This is a genomic window from Agromyces albus, from assembly GCF_004134825.1.
GTDB classification, from domain to species: Bacteria; Actinomycetota; Actinomycetes; order Actinomycetales; family Microbacteriaceae; genus Agromyces; species Agromyces albus.
Map to the genome: position 1 here is coordinate 1 of NZ_SDPN01000023.1, position 26571 is coordinate 26571.

Consider the following 26571-nt stretch of genomic DNA (forward strand, 5'->3'; position numbering starts at 1 on the left):
CGTTCCGGGCGTGACGGTCGACCGCCAGTGCGGCTCGGGCCTCGACGCGGTGATGCAGGCCGCCTCCCGTGTCCGCGGCGGCGACGCGGAGCTCGTGCTCGCCGGCGGCGCGGAGTCGGCCTCGACGGCGCCGTGGCGTTACTGGCCGCCCGCGGCCGGCGACGGAGTGCCGACCCGACGCTACGAGCGAGCCCCCTTCGCCCCCATCGGCACTCCCGATCCCGAGATGGGACCCGCCGCCGACGACCTCGCCGCCCGATCGGGCGTGACGCGCGAGCGCCAGGATGCCTGGGCCGCCCGTTCGCACCGCCTCGCCGCGGCCGCGCAGGCATCCGGCGCCTTCGACGCTGAGATCGTCACCCTCGACCGGATCGCCGCAGACGACCGCCCCCGCGATCGCCTCGACGAGCGCACGCTCTCGCGGTTCCATCCGGCATTCCGCCCCGACGGCACGGTCACCGCGGGCAACTCGTGCGGCATCTCCGACGGCGCCGCCGCGATGGCCGTCACGACCGAGGCCGTGCGTGCACGTCTTGGGCTCCCGGGCCTGCGTGTGATCGCGGCCGCGACCACCGGGTCCGACCCCGCGCTGCCCGGGATCGGGGCGGCACCGGCGATCCTTCGAGCGCTCGAGCGGTGCGGGGCATCCGTCGCCGACCTCGGCTTCGTCGAGATCACCGAGGCCTTCGCCGCGCAACTGCTTGCGGTGAGCGATGCCGTCGGCCTCGACGAGGGAACGATCTCGGGCGACGGCGGCGCGATCGCGCTCGGGCATCCCTGGGGCGCGTCGGGCGCGATCCTCCTGGTGCGGCTCGCCGCACGCATGCACGCCTCAGACGACTCGCGGCTCGGCCTGGCAGCATGTTCGATCGGTGGCGGGCAGGGCGTGGCGATGATCGTGGAGCGAGTGGCATGAGCGTGATCGAATTCAGCGGGGTCGAGCACTCCTACGGCGAGCGGCCGGTGTTGCGTGGCGTCGACCTCGTGCTCGGCGAGGGCCGCATCGGCATCGTCGGCGCCAACGGCTCGGGCAAGTCGACGCTCGCCCGCATGATCAACGGGCTCGTCACTCCCGACCGCGGCACGGTCACCGTCGACGGCCTCGACGTCGCGCGGCAGGGACGCGAGGTCCGCCGACGCGTCGGCTTCGTGTTCACGAACCCCGACAACCAGATCGTCATGCCGACGGTGTCGGAAGACGTCGCGTTCACCCTGCGCAAGAGCAGGCTGTCGAAGCCGGATGTCGCGGAGCGGGTGCGCTCGACGCTCGAGCGCTTCGGGCTCGCCGCCCACGCCGAGCACCCCGCGCACCGCCTCTCGGGAGGGCAGAAGCAGCTACTGGCGCTCGCGTCGGTGCTCGTCGCCGAACCCTCCGTCGTCGTCGCCGACGAACCGACGACCCTGCTCGACGCCCGCAACGCGCGCCTCATCGGCGAGATGCTGAGCTCGCTCGAGCAGCAGGTCATCGTGGTCACGCACCAGCTCGAGCTCCTCGACGGCTTCGACCGGGTCATCGTCATCGATGACGGCCGCATCGTCGCCGACGACACTCCGGATGCCGCGCTCGGCGCCTATCGGAGCCTCATCGCATGATCGGCCTCTACGTTCCCGGCAGCACCCTCGTGCATCGTGCGCCCGCACTCGCCAAGCTCGGACTGCTCGCCGTCACGATCGCCGTGATCACCGTGCTCCAGGAGCCGTGGCAGCTCGCCGCAGCCGTGGGCGGCGTCTGCGTGCTCTTCCTCGCCGCTCGCATCCCGCCGCGCATGGTCTGGCGGCACGTCGTGCCGATCCTGTGGCTGCTCGCGATCGCCGTGCCCGTGCAGGCCCTGTTCGCCGGGTGGACGGCGGCGCTCATGATGGGCGGTCGTGTCGCGGCATCCGTCGCCCTCGCTGCACTCTTCACCCTCACGACCACCGTCTCCAGCGTGCTCGACGCGTGCCAACAGCTCCTCCGGCCGTTCCGGCGCTGGGTCGACGGCGACCGCGTGGGACTGCTCCTCGCCCTCACGATCCGCTGCGTGCCGCTGACCGCAGAGATCGTGCGCGAGGTGATCGAGGCGCGGCGAGCGCGAGGAGCGACCGGGTCGCTCACGGCGCTCGCGGTGCCCGTGATCGTGCGCTCGCTGCAATCGGCCGAGGCGCTCGGCGAGGCGCTCGTGGCCCGCGGCCTCGATGATTGAGGGCCGGTCGGCACAGTCGTGACATGATCGCGGTGTGGCCGAACGACTGATGCTCCTCGACACCGCTTCGCTCTACTTCCGCGCGTTCTATGGCGTGCCCGATACGATCAAGGCCCCCGATGGCACCCCCGTCAACGCCGTGCGCGGGCTGCTCGACATCATCGCGCGCCTCGTGGCCGAGTACGAGCCCACGCATCTCGTGGCCTGCTGGGACGACGACTGGCGCCCGCACTGGCGCGTCGAGCTGATCCCGAGCTACAAGGCGCACCGCGTCGCCGAGGTCGTGCCGCTCGGCCCCGACGTCGAGGTGACGCCCGACCCGCTCGAGGCGCAGATCCCGATGATCCGGCAGGTCCTCGACGCGCTCGACATCCCGATCGTGGGCGCTACCCACCACGAGGCCGACGACGTCATCGGCACCTTGGCGACCCAGGCGACGATGCCGGTCGACGTCGTCACGGGCGACCGCGACCTGTTCCAGCTCGTCGACGACGCGAGGGGCGTGCGCGTCATCTACACGGCGCGCGGCATGAGCAAGCTCGAGGTCGTGACCGACGTCACGGTCGTCGGCAAGTACGGGGTGCTCCCCTCCCAATACGTCGACTTCTCCGTGCTGCGCGGCGACACCTCCGACGGGCTGCCCGGCGTCGTCGGCATCGGCGAGAAGACGGCCGCGAGCCTGCTGCAGCAATTCCTCGACCTCGACGCGCTCATCGCCGCCGCAGACGACCCCGCAGCGCCGCTCTCGGCGACCATCCGGGCACGCATGACTGCGGCCGCCTCCTACCTGAAGGTCGCCCCGACCGTGGTCGAGGTCGTGCGCGATCTCGACCTCGGCGAGATCGACGGGCGCATCCGGCCACTCGATGCCGAGGCCGTCGCCGAGGTCGAACGCCTCGCGAGCGAGTGGAACCTCGGGGGCTCGGCGCAGCGGGCACTGCGCGCGCTCGGCAACGAGGTCACGACCGGCTGAGCGGGCGACTACAAAAACCCGCGCACGGTGGCGATGATCGCGACGGTGGTGAAGACGAGCCCGAATATGCACGCGAAGATGCCCACCGTTCGATACAACGAGTCGGGGTATCGCACTCGAACGAACGCGCCGGTCAGCGAGAGGCGCTTGCGAAGGAAGGTGTCGAATTCGTTCGCGCGCCCGGGGAACAGGATGAGCAGCACGCCGAAGAGCGTTAGGAGCAGCCCGGCCAATATCAGCACGATCTCACGCCCTGTTCGGGGTTCACCGAACATGTTTCCAGTCGCGGAGGAAATGAAAAAGCCCCGAACCCGGCGAGAGGTTCGAGGCAGTTCCGTGCACCCCCTGGGACTTGAACCCAGAACCCACTGATTAAGAGTCAGTTGCTCTGCCGATTGAGCTAGAGGTGCATGATTCGAGAGGTTTTGACAACCCGAACCGACGGACCACGTTATCAGGAGAAGTGGGGAGAACGCCAATCGAGGGAGCGCCACGGCGGCTTGAATCGAGGCGGCCGGCAACGACGCGGCCCGATAGCCTGAATCGGTGACCGACAGCCTCGCCGACGACCTCACCCTCGCCCTCGAACTCGCCGACCTCGCCGATGCGGTCTCGCTCGCCAGATTCCGCTCCATCGATCTCGATGTGCAGACGAAACCCGACCGCACGCCCGTCACCGAGGCCGATCTGGCGGTCGAACGGGCCATTCTCGATCGCATCGCCGCGGCCCGTCCCGAAGACGGCACCTTCGGCGAGGAGTTCGGCATCGAGGGCGAGTCGAACCGCCAGTGGATCATCGACCCGATCGACGGCACCTCGAACTTCCTGCGCGGGGTGCCCGTGTGGGGCACGCTCATCGCCCTCGCGATCGACGGTGTGCCGGTCGTCGGGGTGGCGTCGTCGCCGGCCATGAAGCGGCGCTGGTGGGCGGCCACCGGCATGGGGGCATGGACGAGCTCGTCGGCCGCCGAACTCGGCGCGAGCGAGTCGGCGACGGATGCGGCATCCGGAGCATTCCCCGATGCCCGCCGTCTGCGCGTGTCGGGCGTCGAGCAGCTCGCCGATGCCTCACTGAGCTTCCAGAGCCTCGCGCAGTGGCGTGACGCCGGCTACCTCGACCGGCTGCTCGCCCTATCGGAGCAGGTGTGGCGCGACCGCGCCTACGGCGACCTCTGGGCCTACGCCCTGCTCGCCGAGGGGCTCATCGACGTCGTCAGCGAGTTCGACGTGAAGCCCTACGACCTGGCCGCCCTCATCCCCATCGTCGAGGAGGCGGGGGGCCGCTTCACGTCGGTGACCGGCGAGCCGGGCCCCTGGCATGGCAGCTCGCTCGCCACCAACGGCCTGCTGCACGATGCCGTGCTCACCGCCCTCACGACCCACGAGAACTGACAGGAGACCCTCTTGGAGATCTGCATCTTCACCGAGCCGCAACAGGGCGCGAGCTACGACGACCAGCTCGCGCAAGCGAGCGCGACCGAGCGACACGGATTCGACGGCTGGTTCCGTTCCGACCACTACCTCGCGATGGACGAGAGCGACGGGATGCCAGGCCCCACGGATGCCTGGACCACGCTCGCCGGCCTCGCCCGCGAGACCCGCCGCATCCGGCTCGGCACCCTCGTCTCCTCGGCGACCTTCCGGCACCCGAGCATCCTCGCGATCCAGGTCGCCCAGGTCGACGCGATGTCGGGCGGTCGTGTCGAGCTCGGCCTCGGCACGGGCTGGTTCGCCGAGGAGCACGCCGCCTATGGCATCCCGTTCCCCGAGAAGCGATTCGGCTTGCTCGAGGAGCAGCTCGACGTCGTCACCGGACTCTGGTCGACGCCCGTCGGCAGCCGATTCGACTTCTCGGGCGAGCACTACACGCTCGAGGGCTCGCCGGCCCTGCCGAAGCCCGTGCAGCCGCGCGTGCCCATCATCGTGGGCGGCAACGGACCCCGCCGCACGCCCGCCATCGCCGCGCGCTACGCGAGCGAGTTCAATATCGGGTTCCGCGGCGAAGGCCGCATCGCCGAGACCTTCGACGGCGTGCGTCGTGCGTGCGAAGCGATCGACCGCGACCCCGAGACACTGCGAACGACGGTCGCGTTGCCCACGATCGTTGCGACGAACGAGGCCGACTACCACCGCCGGCTCGCGGCGATCGACGCCGACCCCGACACGTTCGCCGACGTCAACGTGGCGGGCACGCCCGAGGCTGCGATCGAGAAGCTGCTCCGCCTCAAAGGGCTCGGCGCCGATCGCGTCTACCTGCAGCTCGTCGACATGACCGACCTCGATCACCTCGAACTCATCGCGGCAGAAGTGCTCCCGCACCTCAACTGAGCCTCAGCGCTGTCCCCCACTTTGCGGTACATGCCGGTGGTGGCGCCCGCCGCAGGCCGCCCGATAAGGTGACAACGAATCCACGCTCGAGGCGGCCGTCCGGCCTGCCCCCAGGCCACGTCTGATCACGTCTGCACTGGCGAGCACCCCCCTTGAATCGAGAGGCGACCTCCGTGTCCACTGCCCAGCGCCGCACCCTCGTGCGCGTCCTCACCGCCATCACCGCGGTCGCCATCGCTGTGCCGCTCAGCGGCTGCAGCATCGTCGGCAACCTGCTCGAGGGCTCGGCGCCCCAGGCCGAGCGCGACGAGACCACCCAGGAGATCGTCGAGGAGGGGCAGGCCGACGTGTTCACCCTCCGGGTCGGCGATTGCATGAACGAAGTCTCCGAAGAGCTCGTCTCCGAGGTGCCGGTCGTGCCGTGCGACCAGCCCCACGACGAAGAGGTGTACTTCGACTTCACCCTCACGGGCGACGAATTCCCCGGCGACGACGCCATCCAGACCGAGGCCGACAACACCTGCCTCGTCGAGTTCGACCGCTTCGTCGGCCTCGCCTACGACTCGTCGACGCTCGACTTCTACGCCTACCGCCCCTCGGAGGAGAGCTGGACCCAGATGTCCGACCGCATCGTCTCATGCGTCATCTTCGACCCGGCCGGCCAGGTCACGGGCACGCTCGCGGGCGCGGCCTACTGAGTTGCATGGCGAAGGCCCGGAACTCTGCGATTTCCGCATGGTTCCGGGCCTTCGATCCTCAGTGTGCGACAACGGCCGATGGTGGAGATGGGGGGAATTGAACCCCCGTCCATCGCTGTGATTCCACGCCTTCTCCGGGCGCATCCTGTGCAGGCGTTCTACTCGGCCCCGACCTTTGCCACAGGCACCTAAGTCGACAGGCCCAGCCTGAAGAGAGTCCCACACGTCGCTCAGGCGACGACGCGCAGCAAGTTCCCTAGATGACGCCAGCAACCGGGGCGGAAACAAACCCGGGCTGACGGACTATCGGACTCGCTTAAGCAGCGAGCGCGAAGTCAGACTGCGTCTTATTGGCAGTTATATTTTTTCAGAGATCGTTAACGAGATAACCCTGAATCCTCGGCCCGCTTCTCGTGGGTTCGCAGGCGATGTCGAAACCGATCATCCCCATGTCGCGCCGTGCTGATCGAGATCAGATTCGGCGAGCCGTTGTCGCACACTGTGGAGTTTCCAACCCGCGCAAACCCTACGGCTGCACGGCCTTACAGACTACAACAGGTGCAGTGCCCCTGTCATTCCCTCGAGTGCTCGGCAACCGTTCACGTGCTCGTAACCTAAGACCGACCTCGTGCCCGTAGCGTCCCCGCATGGGAACTCCCGAGACGATGACGCCGCTCGCGACGCGATGCAGGCACGAAGCCGGCGCGCGGCGTCGTCACGGGGCCGCATGATCGGGCGGGTCGATCCCTTCATCGGCACCGAGGTCACCGACCTGCCGCCTCCGACGGGCGTCGCAGCGTCATGGTGGTGGCCCAAGCCGCAGGTCGGCAACACGCACCCGGGGGCGACGTATCCGCTGGGCATGGTGTCGGCGTGCGCGTACTCGGGCGCCTACCCGACGGGCTACGGCCGCTACGACCTCAGCACCGAGGGCGTTCCGACGACGATCCACGATTCGGCCGTGGCATCCGGATTCACGCACTTCCAGCAGTCCGGAACCGGCGCGATCCGCAAGTACTACAACTACTTCCGGGTGAGCCCGATGATCGAGCCGCTCGATGAGCTGGGGCGCAACTGGGAGATCGTCGACGAGGTCGCGGAGCCCGGGTACTACGCCGCGACGCTCGACTCCGGCATCCGCGCAGAGCTCACCGTGGGCCCGAAGAGCGCCGTGCACCGCTACACGTTCCCCCGTCATCGCAGTGCGCGCATCGTCATCGACTTCTCGCTCGGCGGCCTCGCGATCCCGCATGGAGAGACCATCCCCTTGCGGGCGAAGCTCGAATCCGTGGCACCCGGCGTCGCGCAGGGCGAGATCGTCGTCGAAGGCACCCCGCTCGCGGTCTACATCGAGTGCGACGCCCCGCAATGGCGGCAGATGCTCTGGTACGACCGGCGGCTCATGCCGGGCGGCACCCGCCTCGACTTCGACCACATCCGACCCACCACCCTGCGGCCGTTCGGACTGATGTGGGCGGGCCCGAGCGAGCCCGGCCAGAGCGTCGAAGTGCGCATCGGGTTCTCGCTCCGGGGCGTCGAGCAGGCGCGCGAGAACCTCCGGCGCGACTGCGGCGTCGGGCCGGCGCGCTTCCCGCAGCGTCGCGACCGCACGAAGAAGACCTGGCGACGGCACTTGAAGTCGATCACCATCGACACACCGTCGGCCGAGCGGGAGACGGTGTTCTCGACCGCCCTGTATCACTCGCTCATCAAGCCGTGCCTGGCACCCGAGGAGAGCCCGTTCTGGCCGACCGAGGGGCCGTTCGTGTTCGACCTGAGCACGATGTGGGACATCTACCGCACCCAGCTGCCGCTCATCACCGCTCTCCTGCCCGAGCGTGCGGTTGAGCTCGGCACGGCGCTCCTCACCATCTGCGAGGAGGAGGGCAACTTCCCGATCGGGTACCGGATGGCGCGTGGCAGCGATCGCTTCTCGCGGCAGGGCAGCGCACTCGCGCAGACCTTCCTCGCCGACCTCTGCCAGCTCGGCCTGCCCGGCATCGACTGGGACTGGGCCCTCGTGCACATGCACTCCGACCTGCGCCGCACCTACGGCGAGGACTTCCTGCTGCGCGGCGTCGCGCATCCGATCAGCCATACCCTCGACATCGCCTTCGGCTACTGGTGCACCGCCAAGGTGGCTGCCCGCGTGGGCGATCGTGCCCTCGCCGACGAGTTCACGACGCTCTCCGCAGGGTGGGTGAACGCGTTCGACGACAGCACGGGGCTCCTGCTCGACTCGACGTTCTACGAGGGCAGCCGCTACAACTACTCGTTCCGGCTCCTGCACGACATGCGGAACCGCATCGGCCTCGCGGGTGGCGACGACGCCTTCGTGAGCATGCTCGACACCTTCTTCGGGTTCGGCGCCGTGCCGGTGCAGCAGCCGGGCGTGCGACCCGGACTCGAGGAGCTCGCGAACGGCTACGCGCTCGGCCGGTTCGAGGGCCTCAACAACGAGCCCGACATGGAGGCCCCGTGGGCCTACCAGTACGCCGGCCGCCCCGACCGCACCGCCGACGTCGTGCACGCCGCGGTGCAGCAGCAGTTCGGCACGGGCCGCGGCGGGTTGCCGGGCAACGACGACTCGGGCGGGCTCAGCTCGTGGTACGTCTGGGCGTCGCTCGGACTCTTCCCGGTGGCCGGCCAGAACCTGTTCCTCCTGAACGCCCCGTCGTTCGCCGAAGCCGAGATCCGGCTCGGCGACGACACCCTCTCGATCGAGACGACGGGGTTTGTGGAACCACGGCCCGATGGGCCTGCCCAATATGTACAATCGGTGTCGCTCAACGGCGATCCGCTCGAGCGCAGCTGGCTTCGCGGTGACGAATTGCACCGCGGCGGCCGATTACGCGTGGATCTCGGGCCCGAGCCCGGCAGCTGGGGGGTACGTGACCGTCCCCCCTCGGCCTCGTCCGACTGACCTCTGAACGTATCTGACCGCGAAGGAGCCGCCATGAGCACCAAACCCCGCAACCGACTCGTCATCGTGAACCGCGCCGATCCCGTGATCTGCGGACATTCGGTCGAGGGACGCAACCTCGCCGAGGCCGCCCTCCAACGCGGCTTCGACGAGGTGCGCATCGTCACGTGGCCCATCGAACGGCTCCAGGCCACGGGCCTGCCGCTGAAGCCGCTCGACCGGATGCTGCCCTACAGCCAGGGCATCATCGTCGAGCGCCCCGAACCGGTCGGCGACTACAAGGTGCCCGACGGGCGCTATCTCGCCGGCATCACGGGCCGACTCGTCGAACTCTTCACCGATGGGGTGCCCACCGTGTGCCTCTCGCTCTACCTCAGCCCCCACACGGTCGCCGTCACCGACGCAGTACGCGCGGCCTGGAGCACCGGCCTGCCCGTGAACGTCACGACGATCGCTGAAGCAGTGGGATCGGATGTCACGAACGTCGTTCGCTCGTGCGTCGACGAGGGGCACTTCGGCGCGGCTGCGCACATCCTCTCGAGCTACCTCGCACAAGACCACTGCGTCGCGGTCTCGGAGTACACTCGCGAGCTCATCATCGCCTCGGCGGCCGAGATCGACGCCTTCCACGGCACTCGCTTCGCCGACCAGTGCCGCGATCGCATCCGGATCTCCTACCCCGCGATCGACACCTCGCAGTACCTCGACCTCGATCCGGCCCTCATCGACGGCGTGCTCGCTGCGCGAGGGCTCGAGCGCGACGGCTATGTGCTCTTCCTCTCGCGCCTCACGAAGGCGAAGGGCGTCGACGACCTCATCGCCGGCTTCGAGCGCACGCCGTCGAACGAACGCCTGCAGCTCGTGATCGCGGGGCGCGGCCCCGAGTCTGACGCGCTCCGCGAGCTCGCCGCGGCTTCCCCGCTCGCCGACCGCATCATCTTCCTCGACGACGTCGACGACGCCGAGAAGCCCTACCTCATGGCCGGATGCGCCACCTACGTGCTGCCGAGCAAGCCTCGCCCCGAGTTCGTCGAGACCTTCGGCATCGCGCTCGCCGAGAAGATGCTCGCGGGCGGTGGCCCGGTCATCACGACCGAGACCGGCGGCATCCTCGAGGCGGTCGGCGAGCACGCGATCATCGTGCCCGTCGACGACCCCGACGCCATCGCCGCCGCGATCGACGAGTCGCTCGCGCTCGACCCCGACGAGCGGCTCGCCCGTGCGGCCCGGGCCCGTGCCTTCGCGCTGCAGTTCGATCGCGGCGCGGTCTTCGAGCGACTCTTCGACGAGGCGGGGCTGCTTCCGGTCCGCACGCTGGCCTGACGCGCTGGGCGGGTCGTTCGCCGGTGTGGTTCGGCGCTCCCCCGTATGCTGAGGGCGACCGCGCTCCGGCGCGGCCGCGGGTGCATCGAGGCGCCCGGCGCACGCGTTGAGAGGGGCCATCATGCCGACCACGATCGCCGTCAGGGGCAACGCCGAAGAGCGTATCGATCCCGAGCTCGGGGCCGTCTCGCTCTCGGTCGGTGCGTCAGGTGCCGAACGCGAGCACACCCTCGCTCGTACGACCGAGGCGCATGAGCGTCTCATCGGCGACGTGCTGGAGCTCGAGGAATCCGGAGCGCTCGACACCTGGTCGGCGGGCCAGCTTCGGGTGTGGTCACACCGGCCGTGGAATGCCGAGGGCAAGCAACTGCCCGTCGTGCACGCGGCGAGCGCCGACCTCGAGGTGGTGTTCAGCGACCTCGAGCGACTCGGCGAGTGGGTGAGCGAGGTCTCGCTCCGCAGTTCGGTCACGCTCGGTGGCATCGAGTGGAAGCTCACGGATGCCACGCGCCGCAGCATCGAGCAAGAGGCGCAGCGTGCCGCGGTCGCCGATGCCGTCGCGAAGGCCTCCGTCTACGCCGCCGCGCTCGGCCTCGGCTCGCCCACGCCGGTCGAGCTCGCCGACACCGGACTGCTCACCACGCAACAACTCCCGCCTGGCGTCGGCGCCGAACGCATATTCGCGATGCGGGGTGCGGCAGATGCAGGGGGTGGCGCATCACCGGCGCAGTTCACGCCCGCGAAGCTCGTGATCGCCGCCTCGGTCGACGCTCGCTTCGCTGCCCAACCCGCCTGACGACCCGTCGCCGACGCTGCCGCGGCTCAGCGCCCGTCGTCGATGAGCAGCGACTCGAGCGCCGCGAGCTCAGAGAGATGGAGCCCCGAGGCGAGCAGGTACTCGCGCGTTGAACCGTGCTCGCGCTCGATCGTGTCGAGCACCCCTTCGATCGCCTCGCGCGGGCTGCCGCCCATGAGCGTGCGAAGTTCTGGGCTGTCGGGGACGCCGAACCGGCCGACCATGGTCACCATCTCTTCGAGCCACTCGCCGGCCAGGTTCGACTCGGTGACGACATAGTCGGCGATGACGGACTCGCGGTCGACGCCGACCGCCATCAGTGCGAGCGCGACGACGATGCCGGTGCGATCCTTGCCCGCGGTGCAGTGCACCACCACCGCCCGCTCCCCCGCGCTCGCGATCTCACGTAAGGCGCTCACGACGACCGAGGTGTGCTGGGTCACAATGCGGTGATAGAGCGCCTCGAGCGAGATCCCGCCGGCGCCCTGCGAGGCGCCCGAGCCCTCGAAGACCGGCAGCCGCAGCACCTCGACCTCGAGACCCTTGAGGTCGTCGGGCATGTACTCTGCCTCGTTCTCGTCGCGCAAGTCGATGACGATGCCCACCCCGAGCTCGCGGAGCACGGCACGGCCGGCCTCGCCGAGGCGGTGCAGCCCGTCGGAGCGGAAGAGCACGCCCTCGCGCACCGTTCCCGTGACCGCCGGCAACCCACCGACGTCGCGGAAGTTGAACGTGCCGGGAACCGGGATACGGGTGGAGATCTCCATCGCGATGAGCCTACCTCGCAGCCACGACACGGTGCCGGGCGAATGCGGGCGCCGGCGAGCGACGTGCGCTCGCGGCATCCGTCGCCGAGCCCGGCCGATCAGTCGCCGAGGTTGCGGCGGCTCGAGATGGCACGATCGGCCTCGCGCTTGTCCTGCCGCTCGCGCAGCGCCTGGCGCTTGTCGTACTCGCGCTTGCCCTTCGCGATCGCGATCTCGACCTTGGCCCTGCCGTCGCTGAAGTAGATCGAGAGCGGCACGAGCGTGTAGCCGCCCTGGGCCGTGCGGTGGCTGATCTTCACGATCTCGTGCTTGTGCAGCAGGAGCTTGCGCTTGCGCCTCGGTGCGTGGTTGTTCCACGTGCCCTCGGTGTACTGCGGGATGTGCACCGCGTCGAGCCACATCTCGCCGCCGTCGATGAACGCATACCCGTCGACGAGCGACGCACGGCCCTCGCGCAACGACTTCACCTCGGTGCCGGTGAGCACGATGCCCGCTTCGTAGGTGTCCTCGATCGTGTAATCGTGGCGCGCCTTGCGGTTGGTCGCCACGACCTGCTGACCGCGTTCCCTGGGCACGGTGTGCTCCCTCACTCGAATTGCGTGTGCTGACGGATGCCGCCGGCGATCGCCGAGGCAGCCGTTCAGTCTAACGGATGCCGCGGCATCCGCTCGCCGTGGTCAGACCTTGAGGTAGCGGGTGATCGCGATGCCCGCCGAGACCGCCGCGAGCAGCACCCCCACGAGGATGAGCAGCGGCACGACGATGAGCGCGTCGGTGATGTCGACGAACGTGAACGAGAGGTTGTCGGCCAGGTAGCCCTGCACGAAGAACTCCACGACCGCGACGACCGCTCCGCCCGCCAACAGCGAACCGATGAGCCCTGCGAATACGCCCTCGAGAATGAACGGTGTCTGGATGAAGCGGTTGGATGCCCCGACGAGCCGCATGATGCCGAGCTCGCGCCGTCGCGAGAATGCCGAGAGCCGAATCGTGGTGGCGATCAGCAGCGCGGCCGCGACGAGCATGATCGACGCGATCGCGATCGCCGTGTAGCTCGCCGCGTTCAGCACGTCGAAGATCTGGTCGAGGTAGCTGCGTTGGTCGACCACCTGCTCGACACCGGCCATGCCGGCGAGGCTCTCGACGAGCACAGCGGATTGCGAGGGCTCGACGAGGTTCACCCAGAACGTCTCGTTGAGCACCTCGGGCGTCACGTAGTCGGCCGCGGGCGTGCCGGCGAACTGCTCCTGGAAGTTCTCGTAGGCCTGCTCGTGGTCTTCGAAGTAGAACTCGTCGATGAACGGGGCGAGCGTCTCGGACTCGAGCTGCTGCTGGATCGCCGCCTGCTGCTCGTCGGTGGCCTCACCGTCGGTGCAGCCCGCCGTGGTCGACACGGCCGTGCAGAGATACACCGCCACTTGCGCGCGGTCGTACCAGTAGTTCTTCATCTGGCCGATCTGCAGTTGCAGCAACGCGGCGGTGCCCACGAAGGTGAGCGAGATGAACGTGACGAGCACGACTGAGACCACCATCGAGGCGTTGCGGCGGAGGCCGTTGGCCGCCTCCGAGAGCACGAGACCGATCCTCATTTGGTCGGCCCCACTTCCTGGTCGTCGTCGCCTTCGCGCGGGCCACCCGGGGCCCGAAGGCCGAGCCGCTCCGCGAGCGTCAGGTGTTCGTGAGCGGTGGCATCGGGCTTCGAGCCGGGCCTCGCCGGTCGCTTGCCCGACGAAGGCGCCGCGTCGTCGTCGGCTGCCGGCGTGATGGGCACCGACGCGGTGGCGGCGGCAGTGATGGCGGCCGCGGCATCCGTCACGTCATCGTGCACTTCGGGTTCGACGTAGAGCGGCTGCGCCTCGCGCATGACCTCGATGGGCACCTTGGGCGCGGCCGACGTGATCGGCTCGTCGGTGGGCACCTTGGCCTCGTCGCCCGACTCTGGCAGCGACGCGCCGTAGCCCGAGCTGCGCTCGTCGCGCACGATGTCGCCGGCGACGAGTTCGATGACGCGGCGCTGCATCTGGTCGACGATGCCCGCCTCGTGCGTGGCCATGACGACGGTCGTGCCGCCCGCGTTGATGCGCTCGAGCAGCGTCATGATGCCGGCGCTCGTGACCGGGTCGAGGTTTCCGGTGGGCTCGTCGGCGAGGAGGATCTGCGGCTTGTTGACGATGGCGCGGGCGATCGCGACACGCTGCTGCTCGCCACCCGAGAGCTCGTGCGGCATCCGCTTGCCCTTGCCGTCGAGGCCGACGAGCTTCAGCGTCTCGGGCACGGCCGACTGGATGAAGCCGCGCGACTTGCCGATGACCCGCAGGGTGAACGCGACATTCTCGAAGACCGACTTGTTCGGGAGCAGGCGGAAGTCCTGGAACACGACGCCGAGGTCGCGCCGGAAGTAGGGCACCTTGCGACTCGAGATCGAACCGAGGTCTTGGCCGAGCACGTGGATGGAGCCGCGCGTGGGCTTGTCCTCTTTGAGGATGAGCCGCAGGAACGTCGACTTGCCGGAGCCGGATGCGCCGACGAGGAACACGAACTCGCTACGGAGGATCTCCACCCCGAGGTCGTTCAGCGCGGGCCTCGCCTGGCCCGGGTAGGTCTTGGTCACAGCGTCGAAACGGATCATCGCAGTCGAGCTTAAGCAGCGCGCCCGCTGTCGGCACCACGACTCGCCCAACTCACAGCGAACCGCGGTTGCCCGGTGGGCGCTCGGGTTCGACGCCGATCACTCGGTCGCCCGCTTGCGGGCTGCGGCGACGAACGCTCCGATGAGCCAGAGACCCTCGGGATCGAGGCGCTCCTCGGGGTGCCACTGCACGCCGACGCAGAAGGAGCCGTCGGAGGATTCGATCGCCTCGATGACGCCGTCGGGAGCGGTCGCGGAGACGACGAGGCCCTCGCCGAGCTCGCCGACGCCCTGGTGGTGGTGTGAGGCGATCTCGAACGACAGCTCGTGCGTGAGGGTGCTCAGCAACGAACCCGGCTCGATCGACACTTGATGCCCGGTGTATGTGCCGATGACATCGCGGTGAATCGTGAGATCGACCCGGTCGCCGAGGTGCTGCTCGAGCGTGCCGCCCATCGCCACGTTGAGCACCTGGAGGCCGCGGCAGGCACCGAACACGGGCATGCCCCGAGCGTGTGCCAGGCGCGTGAGGGCGATTTCGAGCTCATCGCGCACCCGCAGCGGCGGATCGTTCGACGGATGCGCCTCGTGGCCGTAGATGTCGGCATCGAGGTCGCGACCGCCGGGCAGGAACAGGCCGTCGATGCGGTCGAGAACGCGCTCGGGTTCGGCGAGGTGCACGTCGATGCTCGGGATGAGCAGCGGTGCGCCGCCCGCCTGCTCGAGAGCTGCGACGTACCGGTGCGGCAGGCCGTCATTCGGGATGTCGACCCACGCGCCCGTTGTCACGGGCTTTCGGTCGGCGACGAGGCCGATGATGGGAACGGTCATGCGCACCCCCGGAGGTTGCGTGCTCTCAGTCCTGCTTCTGCTTGCGCCACTTGATGCCGGCGGCGATGAACCCGTCGAGGTCGCCGTCGAAGACGGCGGACGGGTTGTTCACCTCGTGTTCGGTGCGAAGGTCTTTCACCATCTGGTAGGGCGCGAGCACGTACGAACGCATCTGGTCGCCCCAGCTCGCGGTGATGGTGCCCGCGAACTCCTTCTTCTGCGCAGCCTCCTGCTCCTTCTGGAGCAGCAGCAGCCGCGACTGCAGCACGCGCATGGCGGCGGCGCGGTTCTGGATCTGCGACTTCTCGTTCTGCATCGAGACGACCGTGCCGGTGGGGAGGTGGGTGAGGCGCACCGCGGAGTCGGTCGTGTTCACCGACTGGCCGCCGGGACCGCTCGAGCGGAACACATCGACGCGGATGTCGTTCTCAGGGATCTCGATCGCCTCGGTCTCCTCCATGAGCGGGATGACTTCGACCGCGGCGAAGCTCGTCTGGCGCTTGCCGGCCTGACCGAACGGGCTCATGCGCACGAGGCGGTGCGTGCCCGCCTCGACGGAAAGAGTGCCGAACGCGTAGGGGGCATCGATCTCGAAGGTGGCCGACTTGATGCCCGCCTCTTCGGCGTAGCTCGTGTCCATGACCTTGGCGGAGTAGTTGTGCTTCTCGGCCCAGCGCAAGTACATGCGCATGAGCATCTCGGCGAAGTCGGCGGCGTCGACACCGCCGGCTCCGGCGCGGATCGTGATCACCGCGGGGCGATCGTCCCACTCGCCGTCGAGCAGGGTCTGCACCTCGAGCTGGCCGATCGTCTTCTGCAGCGACTCGAGCTCGGCGCGCGACTCGAGGGCACTCTCTTCGTCTTCGGCCTCGTTCGCGAGCTCGATGAGCACTTCGAGGTCGTCGAGGCGCGACTCGATGCTCTTCACGCGCGCGAGCTCGGACTGGCGGTGGCTGAGCGCGCTCGTCACCTTCTGGGCGTTCTCGGTGTCGTCCCAGAGATCGGGCGCACCGGCGAGCGCCGAGAGCCGTTCGATCTCCGACTGAAGCGCGTCGACGTCGACGACGGAGCGGATGTCGCGGAAGGTGGAGCGCAGCGCGGCGATCTCCTGCGTGAGGTCAAGATCCAACATGTCAATCCCAGCCTAGCCGTGACCGCGTAGCCCTGCGTCCGGGACATCCACCCCAAGCAATAGCATCGAAGGGATGACCGACACCACGCCTCCGTACTCCTGGCGTGCGATCATCCTCCCGGCCTACCTGCCGACCCTGCTGTTCTCGCTCGGCGAGGGGGCGATGATCCCCGTAATCCCCGTGGTCGCCACCGACCGCGGAGCCTCGCTCGCACTCGCAGGCCTCATCGCCGCGATGCTCATGGTCGGCGAGCTCGTCGGCGATCTACCGGCGGGGTGGCTCGTGGCGCGCATCGGCGAGCGAAACGCGATGATGGGCGGCGCACTGCTCGCGGTCATCGCCGTGCTCATCGCGCTCGCCGCACCCACGACGTTCGCGCTCGGCATCGGCGTCTTCCTGCTCGGCCTCGCGACGGCGGTGTTCGGCCTCGCCCGGCACGCCTTCCTCACGAGCTACGTGCCGGCGCACACCCGGGCGCGGGCGCTCTCGACGCTCGCCGGAGTGTTCCGCGGCGGCCACGCGGCGGGCCCGTTCGTCGCCGCTGCCCTCATCGCATGGACCGGCTCCGCAGAGATCGTGTTCTGGGTGCTCGTCGCGAGCTCGTTCGCGGTCGTCGTTGTGCTGCTCGTGCTCCCCGACCCCGAGCGGGTCTTCGGCGCGGCTCGACTCGCGCGCGCGGCATCCGTCTCTGGTGAACCGCTCACCGAAGGCGAGGCCGAAGCGGATGCCGCGTCGCACGGCGTCTTCCGTGCGATCGTCACGCACCGCGGGGTGCTCGCCCGCATCGGCAGCGGTGTCGGGCTGCTCGCCGCGATCCGAGCGAGCCGCACCGTCATCGTTCCGCTCTGGGCGGTGTCGATCGGGATGCCGCCAGAGACAGCCGCACTCGTGATCGGCGTCTCGGCGGCGATCGACTTCGCACTGTTCTATGTGAGCGGCCAGATCATGGACCGTTTCGGGCGGCTCTGGAGTGCGGTGCCCGGGCTCATCGGCCTCGGCACCGGCCACCTCGTGCTCGCGTTCACCCATGACCTTCCCGGCAATGAGGTGTGGTTCGCCGCGGTCGCGGTGGTGCTCGGCGTGGCGAACGGGCTCTCGAGCGGGGTCATCCTCACGCTCGGTGCCGACCTCGCGCCGAAGATGAATCCGGCGCCGTTCCTCGGTGCCTTCCGCACGATCGGCGACGCCGGCGGGGCGGCGGCACCGCTCATCGTCGCGGGCGTGACGTCGCTCGTGTCGATCATGGCGGCGAGCGCCACGATGGGCGTGCTGGGGCTCGTCGGTGCGGCGGTCATGTGGCGGTACATCCCGCGGTACGTGCCGCGGCGACCGCACCGGCCCGACGAACCGCACCGGTAGCGACCCCGAGAGGTGAGGCATATGCTCGGCTCAGGTGAGGATGATTCACCAGCAGCCGGGAGGCGCGCCGGATGACGGATGTCGATGAACTCGTGAGAGCGGCAGAGGCGCGTTGGCTGGCTGCCTTCGAATCAGGCCCGACCGAACCGCCGAGTCGTGTGCTCGTCCGTGGCGATACGGCTCCCGACGCCGAACTCGCTGACACGAGCGGCGCGCTGCGACGGCTTTCGGAGTTCTGGGCTGCGGGCCCCGCGCTCGTGATGTTCTGGCGTCACTTCGGCTGCAGCTGCGGCATGGATCGGGCTCATCGGCTCGTCGAGGAGCTCGACGAGTACCATGCCGCCGGCCTGCAGGTCGTGATCGTCGGTCAAGGCGAGCCCGAGCGCGCGTCCGTTTACGGATCGAAGCACGGCATCACGGTGCCGCTGCTCGTCGACCCGACCGCCGACGTGTATCGGGCGTACGGCGTCGGCCACTACCAACCCGAGCAGGCGCTGTTCGACGCGCCCGCGGAGTACCTCGCACACTCACGCGAAACCGGCCAGAGCTTCCTCACGGCTCGGCGCGCGCAGGGCCGGCCACCCGTCGACGACCCCTGGCGGGCGGCGGCGGAATTCGTGATCGACCAGGCCGGCATCGTGCGGTTGGGTTACTCGTACCAGTACTGCGAGGACTACCCCGACCCGCGAGTGCTCACCGCCGCGGCCCACCTCGCGCACAACCCGGGCGGGTAGCGCCGCGTCGCAGTTCAGCCGCGCTTCGCCGTGGCGTCGTCGAGCTCCTCGTGCGCCTGCTCCGCAGCCTTTTCGGCTCGGCCTCGATCGCGCTCGGTGGTTCGCGCGCGACGTTCGGCCTCGGTGATCTCGCGACGCACCTCGTCGAGGCGTGCGCTGAGCTCCTCGCGCTCGTCTCGAAGTTCCTCGAGTCGACCCTCGGCCGCGTCCGCCTGTTCCGTGGCGGCTCGCAGTTCCTTGTCGGCCTCCTCGGCGCGAGCTCGGGCCTCACGCACCTTGAACTCCGCCCGCGCCTTGGCATGCTCACGGGCTTCGCGCTCGGATTCCTCCGTCGCGGCACGCTCGTCGGCCTTCGTGGCCGCCTCGGCACCACGACGCTCGCGCTTCGGCCGGGCTGACGCCGCCATCGGCTCACCCGCCACCGCACCGTCGAGGTCGACGGGGTCGAACCCGACCGCTTGCAGCCCGCGCATGAGTCGGCCGCTGCGCAGCGCATCGCCCGCCGGCTCGTCGACCGTGCCCGCGGCGAGAGTCTGCTCCACCTCGTCGAGCACGGCGCGCGAGGCGTCGCGGTCGAACTCCTCGGCGATCGCGGATGCCGTGTCGAGGAGCTCGCCGATGAGCCCACGCCGCTCACGCGCGAGCCGGTTCAGCTGCCGCCCGTCGCCCTTGCCCTGGGCCTCGCGAAGCTCGACGCCGAGGTCGAGCAGGTCGTCGATCTCGTCGCTCTTGCGCCGCACGAGCTGATTGACGAGGAACGCCGCGGGCGACGGCTTGCGCAGCTCCTGGATGCGCGCGGCGAGCTCTCGATCATCGGGCTTCACCTCGCGCACGCGGGCGTTGCGCGCGGCGGTGAACTCCTCGGGCGCGAGCCCGTAGAGGTGGTCGGCGTCTTCGTTGAGCGCGTCGGTCGCCATGCCACCCATCTTCCCGCTTCACACGGATGCCGCGAGGAGGAGTTTCTGTGGTATCCGTGATCCGCGTTCAGCCCGCAGGAGCAGGCAGGGTGAGGAGGATGACGTCGAAGACGAGCACGAACGCGGCCACGATCACCGCCGCGAGCGCGAGCGCTCCCCCGGTCAGCGACGGCTCGCGTTTGAGCTCGCGACGTGCGATGAGCCCGAGCACGAGGCCTGCGGCGGCGAGCACGAGCGCCACGATCGCCGGCATCAACAGCGCACCGACGGCGAGCACGAGCGCGGTGACGGCCTTCCACGAGTAGCGGGGAACGCCTGAGCCGTTGCCCCGCTTCGGCGCGCCTTCGGTCATGAGCTCAGCGACCGTTGACCTTCTCGACACTCATCACGAGGATGACACGGTCGTCCTTGTCGGCGGGCGCCTCCTGCTCGGGGTTGCCGTAGCGCTTTCCGAGGTGCACGTAGAACGACCCCTCGGGGTCGGCGATCACCTCGGTGAGACGCCCGCGCACCTCGACATACTTGAAGGGATTCGCCGGATCGATCGCCTCGAGCGTCATGAGCGGGTTCGCTTGCAGGTGGCGGAACTTCGCGCGCTTCGTCGTGTGGGTGAAGCGGATGACGCCAGCATCGCCGTCGAACTCGAACCACATGGGGTTCACCTGCACGCTGCCGTCGGGCCGCACTGTGGCGAGGTGACCGAAGACCGGTGCAGAGAGGATGCGAGTGAAGTGGTCGGAGATCTCGATGGTGGTCTGAATCGTCATCGCTCCAGTCAACCGCATTCCAGGGCGCTCAGTGGAACACCGAGCGGGCGGTCGCCGTCACCTCGATCGGCACCGCCACCGGCACGAGCTCAGTGTGGACCGGCGCGTACCAGACCGCTCGCAGCGTGACGGTCGCGCTCTGGCCATCGTCGGACGCCGCCCGAACGACGGAAACATCCTCGAGGCTGTGCGTGGCGTCGCCCAGGTATTCGACGACCGCGTCGCTGACCCCGGCAGAGTCGAGTTCGAGCGACAGGCGGTCGTCGTCGATGCGCACGGTGTCGAGGCTCCAGGCCTCGGCTCCCGCGAGCGCCGCGCCGTCGGCGAGCGTGAAGAGCCGCTTGCGTTCGAGGTACAGCGACGTCGCCGAGACCACGACGAGCACGAGCGAGATCCCGAGGAAGCAGTAGAAGATCGTGAGGAGCAGCGTGGATCCCCGCTCGTCGTCACGATCGAGTGCCGCGAGGAGGCGCCGGATCATGAGCCGCTCCGAGCGAATCGCGAGACAGTCTGGGTTGCGCTCGCCTCGAGCGGCACACTGCCCACGGCCTCGAGCGCGAGGAAGTCGGGTACGAGCGGCAGGCTGACGCGGGCTACGACCGAGACTCGAATGCGGCTTCCGGGTTCGAGGCAGTCGGCTGCGCTGCATTCGATGGTGACGGATGCCGCATCTGCGTCGACCCCGTAGTCGGCGAGCGTCACCCGCACGGCGCGATCCACCGCGGCATCCGCTGCCCCTTCAGCACTCGCCTGCACCGCGATGCGCGCGGCCTGGCGGGCGGCACCCTCGACGGCGAGCGCGCCGCCCTGGATCGCCGCCACGGCGAGCACGAGATATACGAGCGGAACGAGCAGGATGATGCCGACGGTGAGGAACTCGAGCGACGCCGAGCCGCGCTCGGAAGCTGCGACGGCGAGCCGAGCGGCCAAGAATCGCGACCACCGCGGCCAGCGCCGCTCAGTCGAGCGACTCGACCGCCGCATGCCCCGTCACCTCCAGCCCGCGTTCGAGGCCGAGTAATCCGATGACCGGCAGGGTCGCGCGAACGGTCACGGCGACCACCGGCACGCCGCCGATCGAGGAATGCGCCGCCGCGACATCCTGCGCATACTCCGCCGAGATCGCGGTGCTGATGAGGTCTTGCGTACGGGCGACGCCGTCGCCGGCGGATGAACCGGCGAGCGAAGCGTACCTCGCCCCCTCGGCCGCCGCATCGAGGAGCGTGTTGCGCACGTGCAGTGCGAGCGCGAGCTGCACCACGGCGAGCGCGAGCACGGTGAGGAGCACACCGACGAGCGTGAATTCGGCGACGGCGGAACCACGCTCGTCGCGCGCGAGCGCGGTGAGCATCGAGCCACGCGAACGGCCGCTCGGAACCTCAGCGCTCAGAACCCCAGCACGCGACCGATCGCCTGGTCGAAGACGCCCGACAAGGCGGGCCCGGCGAGCCCCCAGATGACGATGACGAGGCCGGCCGTCATCAGGGTGATGAGCACCCACCCCGGCACATCGCCGCGTTCGTCGCGCAAGCGCTCGGTGATCCAGTTCCCCATGTGCGTTCCCTTCGGTGAGTCCGTTGCGAGTTGTATAGCTCGAATGCCGTGCCATCAGAACCCCGTCTGCAGCACGAGATATCCCGGGAACAGCGCAAACGCGACCGTGACCGGAAGGATGAGAAAGATCAAAGGCACAAGCATCGCTATTTCCTTGCGGCCGGCGAGCTCGATGATCGTGCGCTTCGCCTCCTCACGCGCGTCGCCCGCTTGCGAGCGCAGCACGCCGGCGAGCGGCGCACCGCGATCGAGCGCTCCGAGCACCTGGTCGAGCGCACGAGAGAGAGCCGGGTGGTCGATTCCGTCGCGGAGGTCGGCGAGCGCCTGGCCGAGCGGAACGCCGGTGCCGACGGATGCCACGACGCCGGCGAACTCGCGCGGAAGCTCCCCCGACCCGGCCTTCGCGATGCGTCGGATCGCGTCGAGCATTCCCTCGCCGGCGGTGAGGCTGAGGGTGAGGAACTCGAGCACCGTCGGCAGCTCGTCGGAGATGCGCGACAACCGACGTCGAGCGCGTCGTTGCAGTATCCAATCGCGCAAGACGGCGCCGAGTGCCGCCGCGAGGAACGGCATCGCGATGCGGACGACCGAGGGCAGCGAGCCGAACGCGGGCGACAGCAAGGCAAGTGCCAGCGCGAACGCGAATGCCGCCGCGCCCCAGGCGAGCTGTTCGCCGCGGAACCGCTCGACGCTCGAGGTCGACCCCGCCTGCCGCAACCGGCGCGCGATCGTCTCATTCCCGCCGAGCCACTCGGACAGCATCCGACGAAGCCACCTGATGGCCGGCGTGACCATGACACCGAGCACCGGCGTGGGATCGCTGGGCCGGCGTTCGAGGATGGCGCGTGCCTCACTCGAGATATCGGCGACGTACGGTGCGACGCGCTCGACGAGCCGAGGCCTGCCGATGCGCGGCACGGCGGAGACGATGAGCCACATGCCGAGCCCGAGCACAGCACCGAGGAGCACCCCGATCGCACCGATCGCGTTCAGTGGAACCATCGACGCTCCTCGGGAAGCCGGCCGAGGGCGATCATGGCCTGATAGGCCACGATCGTGACGACGACACCGGCGATGATGAGCACGGTGCCGGCAGGTGAGTCGTACGCGACGAGTGTCTCGCGCCGCGATCCGAGCACGATCAGGAGGAGCCACGGCGCGGCGACGCCGAGGCGTGCGGCGTTGCGGATCCACGATTGGCGGGAGACGACCTCGGCCCGCAGTGCTGCGTCTTCACGGAGGTAGCCCGCGAGGCCGCGGAGCACAGCGGTCACATCGCTGCCGCCGACCTCACGAGCCATCCGGAGCGTCTCGAGGATCCGGTCGGCGACCGGATCGGCGAGCAATGCCTTCAGGCGATCGAGGCAGAGGGAGAAGTTTCCGGTGCGGCGGTAGTCGTCGTCGAACGAAGCGAACGCGCTGCGTGTGGCGGCCGGACCCAGCTCGGCGAGGGCGCCGACGCTCTCGGGAAGGGACATCCCGGCACGAACCGACGCGACGAGGTGGTCGACGACGTCGGGCCAGACCGCGCGATTCGCCGCACGCCTGCGCGTTGCTCGCGCACGGACGAGGAGTGGCAGCAGCGCTCCGCCGAGCACGCCCGCAACCACGGTGAGTACTGGAATCGCGAGCACTGCCTGGGCGAGCGCCCCTCCGACCACGGTGAGGAGTGCCGCCACCGCGACGACGACCGGAACCGGAACGCCGCCGAGGCCCGCCAACGCGAGCTCGTCGCGGATGCGTGCCCCCACACCCGGACCCGAACGCGCCCCGGCGCGCGCCGGCCAGAGCAGCGGGGAGAACGCGAGCAGCACGCCGAGCCCGAGGAGCGCGCCGAGCATGAGGCTCATCGGGCACCTCGAGCGAGCACGATGTCGGGATCGAGTCCAGCTGCGTCGAACTTCTCGAGACGGGCTGGGCGGGCGCCGGTGGCGACGAGCTGCCCCGCCCTCGTCACGAAGATCGGGTCGGCGTCGACGACCGCACCGGTGCATCCGCCGGTCGGAGCGGTGATCTCGGCGACGCGGCGTCTGCCGTCGCGATCGATGGCGAGGTGCACGACGAGATCAATACAGCTCGCGACGGTCGGCACGACGAACGACGAGTCGATGTTGCGGCCGGCGAGAAGCGGAAGGGTGCAGAGCTTCACGAGGGCGTCGCGCGCGGAGTTCGCGTGGATCGTGCACATCCCGGGCAACCCCGAGTTGAGGGCGATGAGCAGGTCGAGGCTTTCGGCCTCGCGCACCTCGCCGACGATCAGGCGATCGGGTCGCATGCGCAGCGCCTCTTTGATGAGCCGACGCAGGGTGATCTCACCGGTGCCCTCGAGACTCGGCTGGCGACACTGCAGCGACACGAGATCGCGCACGTCGAGGTCGAGCTCGAACGTCTCCTCGACGGTGACCACGCGATCGCCCGTGCGAGCGCCCGACATGAGCGCGTTCAGCATCGTGGTCTTGCCCGTGTGCGTGGCTCCCGACACGAGGATGTTCGCGCCGGCCAGCACGGCCATGCGCAGGAACTCCGACGCCTGCGGCGTGATCGAGCCGAGCTCGACGAGCTGCGCGAGCGAGCGGATGCGGCGCTGGAACTTGCGGATGTTGACGGCCCAGTGCGCGCGGGCGACGTCGGGGATCGCGACGTGCAGGCGCGAGCCGTCGGGCAGGGACGCATCGACGAAGGGCGACGAGAGGTCGACGCGCCGACCCGAGTGCTGCAGCATCCGCTCGACGAGCTCTCGCACCTCGCGGTCGGAGAGCACAACGGTCGTGAGCTCGGCAACGCCATCACGCGCGATGAACACGCGGGTCGGCGAGTTGATCCAGATCTCCTCCACGCCGGGATCGTCGAAGTACGGCTGCAGCGGGCCGTAGCCGGTGATGGATGCCACGACCTCACGCGCAGTGCCGTGCTCGTCGCCCAGCTGGGCGTGCGCTCCGGCGAGGGCGCGCTCGCTGTAACGGCGCACCTCTTCGCGTGCGTAGCGTGCTGCGACCGCCTCGTCGCCGGCGAGATCGACCCCGTCGCGGAGCACCCGTGTTCGCACCCGATCGGCGATGGTGCGCACGGGGTCGGTCATGGCACCATCTTCTGATGCGCCGGATGCCGCGCTCCGAAGTTATCCACAACCGGCGCGGGTACCAGCGGCGGCGAGGCCGCGTCACGCCACGGCGGTCCCCTCGAGTTCAACCAGCTGGCCGGGGATCGCCAGCCGTGTCACGCCGAGCATCGTGGTGGCCGGAGCCACCCGGGCTGCGCCCAGTCGCGACGCCAGCACCCCGTAGTGCTGAAAGAGCAGGTCGACGTCGGTCGTGTAGACGTTGAGCCGGACGAGGTTCGAGAGGGACATGCCGGCCGCGCCGAGCACGGCCTCCAGGTTGGCTACGCTGAGCGCCAGCTGTGCCGCCATGTCACCGTCATGCTGGGGCGTTCCGTCGCCGCTCATCGCGGTTTGACCAGAGCAATACAGGGTTCGGGTATGCCCCGAGACGATCTCTCCCTGGTTGAATCCCATCTCCACTGACCACGTCACCGGGTTGACTGCCGTTCGTTCCATTGCCACAAGAGCTCCATTCGATTCGTGAGGAGTACGCACGCCGCCATCGGTGACGTCGCCTTAACGAGCCTCGCAACGAATCACGACACCTCCTGTCGTGTATCCCGATAGATTTTCGAGATGCGCGCCGATCGGCTGGTCTCGCTGGTGCTGCTGCTGCGCCAGCGCGGTCGGCTGTCGGCCGACACGCTGGCCCGGGAGCTCGAGGTATCGACTCGCACCGTGCTGCGCGACATCGAGGCGCTGTCCGCGGCCGGCGTCCCGGTCTACGCCGAACGCGGCCGGCACGGCGGTTTCGAGTTGTTGCCCGGTTTCCGCACCGAGCTCACCGGGCTGAACCACGACGAGGCCCTTGCCCTGCTGACGGCCGGCCTGGGGCGCGGCGAGCAGGTGTTCGGCCTCGGCTCGGCGCTCGCTTCGGCCATGCGGAAGGTGGTCGACGCGTTGCCCGACAGCCACCGGGCCACCGCGAGCGACGCAGTCCAGCGATTTCTCGTCGACCCGGAGACCGACCTGCTCTCACGAAGGCTGGCCATTGACGAGGTACCCGCCACCACGATGATCGAGGTCCGACGCGCCGTGCTCGCCGGACACAAGCTGCGCATCCACTACGCGGCAGCGGACCGCACGCCGAAGTGGCGCACGGTGGACCCGATCGGCCTCGTCACGGTTCGCGACAAAGGCTACTTGCTGGCCACGATGTCAGGCGCGGACCGCACCTACCGGTTGTCCCGGATCCTGGCCGCCCAGGAACTCGACGAACCCGCACAGCGACCAGACCGAGTCGATCTGGACCAGATCTGGCAGGAACGCAGCACGCAGTTTCGAACCGGCGGCGACGACCAGGTCACCGTGCTGGTTCGGGTGGACCCGGTGCGACGGGAGGAACTGGTGGGCACCGCGCTGGCCGTCCTGGCCGAAGAAACCGACGAAGACGGCTGGTTGCGGCTCGAGGTGACCTTCCAAGACTCACGGCACGCCGAGTGGGCTATGTGGCAGCTCAGCACCGACGCGGAGGCCCTGTCCCCGCAGTCGCTGCGCACCTCCCTGCGCGACCGCGCCGCCGCGATTGCCACCCGCTACGACGACGCATCCTGACC

At 69.2% G+C, this 26571-nt stretch carries 31 protein-coding genes, 1 tRNA gene and 1 other RNA gene; 13 read left to right on the forward strand and 20 right to left on the reverse strand.

Annotation, left to right across the window (positions count from 1 at the left end; translation table 11 throughout):
* The 4 genes from ESP51_RS12510 to ESP51_RS12525 all read left to right on the forward strand — a co-directional run.
* A partial coding sequence (locus tag ESP51_RS12510) for a thiolase family protein (protein WP_164990505.1) occupies positions 1-916 on the forward strand: 916 nt, incomplete at its 5' end.
* Positions 913-1593, forward strand: coding sequence for an energy-coupling factor ABC transporter ATP-binding protein (locus tag ESP51_RS12515; protein ID WP_129521233.1), 681 nt, complete (start codon positions 913-915; stop codon positions 1591-1593). The genes ESP51_RS12510 and ESP51_RS12515, both read left to right, overlap by 4 nt.
* Positions 1590-2183: an energy-coupling factor transporter transmembrane component T family protein gene (locus tag ESP51_RS12520; RefSeq protein ID WP_129521234.1), complete on the forward strand. Its 594-nt coding sequence runs from the start codon at positions 1590-1592 to the stop codon at positions 2181-2183. Before ESP51_RS12515 ends, ESP51_RS12520 begins: the two co-directional genes overlap by 4 nt.
* Before the next feature lie 34 nt (positions 2184-2217).
* Entirely contained in the window at positions 2218-3156 is a 939-nt protein-coding gene (locus ESP51_RS12525; RefSeq protein WP_241843147.1) for a 5'-3' exonuclease, read from the forward strand.
* An 8-nt stretch (positions 3157-3164) separates the two neighbouring features.
* Here ESP51_RS12525 and ESP51_RS12530 read toward each other — a convergent pair whose 3' ends face one another.
* Both ESP51_RS12530 and ESP51_RS12535 read right to left on the reverse strand, forming a co-directional pair.
* Positions 3165-3431: a hypothetical protein gene (locus tag ESP51_RS12530; RefSeq protein ID WP_129521235.1), complete on the reverse strand. Its 267-nt coding sequence runs from the start codon at positions 3429-3431 to the stop codon at positions 3165-3167.
* A 62-nt stretch (positions 3432-3493) separates the two neighbouring features.
* Positions 3494-3566: transfer RNA gene (locus tag ESP51_RS12535), tRNA-Lys, on the reverse strand.
* 136 nt (positions 3567-3702) lie between these two features.
* Between ESP51_RS12535 and ESP51_RS12540 the strand changes: the two genes are divergently transcribed.
* The 3 genes from ESP51_RS12540 to ESP51_RS12550 all read left to right on the forward strand — a co-directional run bounded on the left by ESP51_RS12540 (position 3703) and on the right by ESP51_RS12550 (position 6182).
* Positions 3703-4548: an inositol monophosphatase family protein gene (locus ESP51_RS12540; protein WP_129521236.1), complete on the forward strand. Its 846-nt coding sequence runs from the start codon at positions 3703-3705 to the stop codon at positions 4546-4548.
* A gap of 12 nt (positions 4549-4560) precedes the next feature.
* Positions 4561-5484 carry an LLM class F420-dependent oxidoreductase gene (locus ESP51_RS12545; protein ID WP_129521237.1) on the forward strand — a complete coding sequence of 308 codons (924 nt, stop codon included), beginning with the start codon at positions 4561-4563 and terminating at the stop codon, positions 5482-5484.
* 173 nt (positions 5485-5657) lie between these two features.
* Positions 5658-6182, forward strand: a complete 525-nt coding sequence (locus ESP51_RS12550) for a septum formation family protein (RefSeq protein WP_129521238.1) — start codon at positions 5658-5660, stop codon at positions 6180-6182.
* 79 nt (positions 6183-6261) lie between these two features.
* On the opposite strand, the gene ssrA is transcribed toward ESP51_RS12550, so the two are convergent.
* Positions 6262-6631: a transfer-messenger RNA gene (ssrA, locus tag ESP51_RS12555) on the reverse strand.
* Between the two features lie 278 nt (positions 6632-6909).
* On the opposite strand from ssrA, the gene ESP51_RS12560 reads away from it, so the two are divergent.
* The 3 genes from ESP51_RS12560 (at position 6910) to ESP51_RS12570 (ending at position 11224) form a co-directional block, all read left to right on the forward strand.
* Positions 6910-9105, forward strand: coding sequence for a glycoside hydrolase domain-containing protein (locus ESP51_RS12560; protein WP_129521239.1), 2196 nt, complete (start codon positions 6910-6912; stop codon positions 9103-9105).
* 33 nt (positions 9106-9138) lie between these two features.
* Positions 9139-10428, forward strand: coding sequence for a glycosyltransferase (locus ESP51_RS12565; RefSeq protein ID WP_129521240.1), 1290 nt, complete (start codon positions 9139-9141; stop codon positions 10426-10428).
* Between the two features lie 121 nt (positions 10429-10549).
* Complete coding sequence (locus tag ESP51_RS12570; protein ID WP_129521241.1) at positions 10550-11224, forward strand: SIMPL domain-containing protein; 675 nt, start codon at positions 10550-10552, stop codon at positions 11222-11224.
* 26 nt (positions 11225-11250) lie between these two features.
* On the opposite strand, the gene ESP51_RS12575 is transcribed toward ESP51_RS12570, so the two are convergent.
* The 6 genes from ESP51_RS12575 to prfB form a co-directional block, all read right to left on the reverse strand.
* Positions 11251-11991 (reverse strand): tyrosine-protein phosphatase, encoded by a 741-nt coding sequence (locus ESP51_RS12575; RefSeq protein WP_129521242.1) that lies wholly within the window; start codon positions 11989-11991, stop codon positions 11251-11253.
* A 98-nt stretch (positions 11992-12089) separates the two neighbouring features.
* Positions 12090-12566 (reverse strand): SsrA-binding protein SmpB, encoded by a 477-nt coding sequence (smpB, locus tag ESP51_RS12580; protein WP_129521243.1) that lies wholly within the window; start codon positions 12564-12566, stop codon positions 12090-12092.
* Positions 12567-12668: 102 nt separating this feature from the next.
* Positions 12669-13580, reverse strand: a complete 912-nt coding sequence (gene ftsX, locus ESP51_RS12585; protein WP_129521244.1) for a permease-like cell division protein FtsX — start codon at positions 13578-13580, stop codon at positions 12669-12671.
* Positions 13577-14620, reverse strand: coding sequence for a cell division ATP-binding protein FtsE (gene ftsE / locus ESP51_RS12590; protein ID WP_129521245.1), 1044 nt, complete (start codon positions 14618-14620; stop codon positions 13577-13579). Before ftsE ends, ftsX begins: the two co-directional genes overlap by 4 nt.
* Positions 14621-14719: 99 nt before the next feature.
* Entirely contained in the window at positions 14720-15451 is a 732-nt protein-coding gene (locus tag ESP51_RS12595; protein WP_129521246.1) for a gamma-glutamyl-gamma-aminobutyrate hydrolase family protein, read from the reverse strand.
* 25 nt (positions 15452-15476) lie between these two features.
* Positions 15477-16583: a peptide chain release factor 2 gene (gene prfB / locus ESP51_RS12600; RefSeq protein WP_129521247.1), complete on the reverse strand. Its 1107-nt coding sequence runs from the start codon at positions 16581-16583 to the stop codon at positions 15477-15479.
* Between the two features lie 73 nt (positions 16584-16656).
* On the opposite strand from prfB, the gene ESP51_RS12605 reads away from it, so the two are divergent.
* Complete coding sequence (locus tag ESP51_RS12605) at positions 16657-17943, forward strand: MFS transporter (protein ID WP_129521248.1); 1287 nt, start codon at positions 16657-16659, stop codon at positions 17941-17943.
* 71 nt (positions 17944-18014) lie between these two features.
* The gene (locus ESP51_RS12610) at positions 18015-18677 is read left to right on the forward strand and encodes a peroxiredoxin-like family protein (protein ID WP_129521249.1); all 663 of its coding nucleotides are present in this window, start codon (positions 18015-18017) and stop codon (positions 18675-18677) included.
* Between the two features lie 14 nt (positions 18678-18691).
* Here ESP51_RS12610 and ESP51_RS12615 read toward each other — a convergent pair whose 3' ends face one another.
* From ESP51_RS12615 to ESP51_RS12660, 11 genes are all read right to left on the reverse strand, one after another.
* Positions 18692-19594: a hypothetical protein gene (locus ESP51_RS12615; protein WP_129521250.1), complete on the reverse strand. Its 903-nt coding sequence runs from the start codon at positions 19592-19594 to the stop codon at positions 18692-18694.
* A gap of 67 nt (positions 19595-19661) precedes the next feature.
* Positions 19662-19946: a hypothetical protein gene (locus tag ESP51_RS12620; protein ID WP_129521251.1), complete on the reverse strand. Its 285-nt coding sequence runs from the start codon at positions 19944-19946 to the stop codon at positions 19662-19664.
* 4 nt (positions 19947-19950) lie between these two features.
* On the reverse strand, positions 19951-20361 hold the full coding sequence (locus tag ESP51_RS12625; RefSeq protein ID WP_129521252.1) for a PPOX class F420-dependent oxidoreductase: 411 nt from the start codon (positions 20359-20361) through the stop codon (positions 19951-19953).
* A 28-nt stretch (positions 20362-20389) separates the two neighbouring features.
* Positions 20390-20842 carry a pilus assembly protein TadG-related protein gene (locus tag ESP51_RS12630; protein WP_129521253.1) on the reverse strand — a complete coding sequence of 151 codons (453 nt, stop codon included), beginning with the start codon at positions 20840-20842 and terminating at the stop codon, positions 20390-20392.
* A complete protein-coding gene (locus tag ESP51_RS12635) occupies positions 20839-21291 on the reverse strand; it encodes a hypothetical protein (protein ID WP_129521254.1) in 453 nt (150 codons plus the stop codon). Before ESP51_RS12635 ends, ESP51_RS12630 begins: the two co-directional genes overlap by 4 nt.
* A gap of 28 nt (positions 21292-21319) precedes the next feature.
* On the reverse strand, positions 21320-21712 hold the full coding sequence (locus ESP51_RS12640; protein WP_129521255.1) for a TadE/TadG family type IV pilus assembly protein: 393 nt from the start codon (positions 21710-21712) through the stop codon (positions 21320-21322).
* A 35-nt stretch (positions 21713-21747) separates the two neighbouring features.
* Positions 21748-21915: a hypothetical protein gene (locus ESP51_RS20620; RefSeq protein ID WP_164990506.1), complete on the reverse strand. Its 168-nt coding sequence runs from the start codon at positions 21913-21915 to the stop codon at positions 21748-21750.
* Between the two features lie 54 nt (positions 21916-21969).
* Positions 21970-22917 carry a type II secretion system F family protein gene (locus ESP51_RS12645; protein WP_129521256.1) on the reverse strand — a complete coding sequence of 316 codons (948 nt, stop codon included), beginning with the start codon at positions 22915-22917 and terminating at the stop codon, positions 21970-21972.
* Positions 22905-23765: a type II secretion system F family protein gene (locus ESP51_RS12650; RefSeq protein WP_129521257.1), complete on the reverse strand. Its 861-nt coding sequence runs from the start codon at positions 23763-23765 to the stop codon at positions 22905-22907. The genes ESP51_RS12645 and ESP51_RS12650 overlap by 13 nt, the downstream gene beginning before the upstream one ends.
* Positions 23762-24994: a TadA family conjugal transfer-associated ATPase gene (locus ESP51_RS12655; RefSeq protein ID WP_129521258.1), complete on the reverse strand. Its 1233-nt coding sequence runs from the start codon at positions 24992-24994 to the stop codon at positions 23762-23764. The genes ESP51_RS12650 and ESP51_RS12655 overlap by 4 nt, the downstream gene beginning before the upstream one ends.
* Before the next feature lie 81 nt (positions 24995-25075).
* Positions 25076-25471: a RidA family protein gene (locus ESP51_RS12660; RefSeq protein ID WP_129521259.1), complete on the reverse strand. Its 396-nt coding sequence runs from the start codon at positions 25469-25471 to the stop codon at positions 25076-25078.
* A gap of 120 nt (positions 25472-25591) precedes the next feature.
* On the opposite strand from ESP51_RS12660, the gene ESP51_RS12665 reads away from it, so the two are divergent.
* On the forward strand, positions 25592-26569 hold the full coding sequence (locus ESP51_RS12665; protein WP_129521260.1) for a helix-turn-helix transcriptional regulator: 978 nt from the start codon (positions 25592-25594) through the stop codon (positions 26567-26569).
* Positions 26570-26571 lie beyond the last annotated feature (2 nt).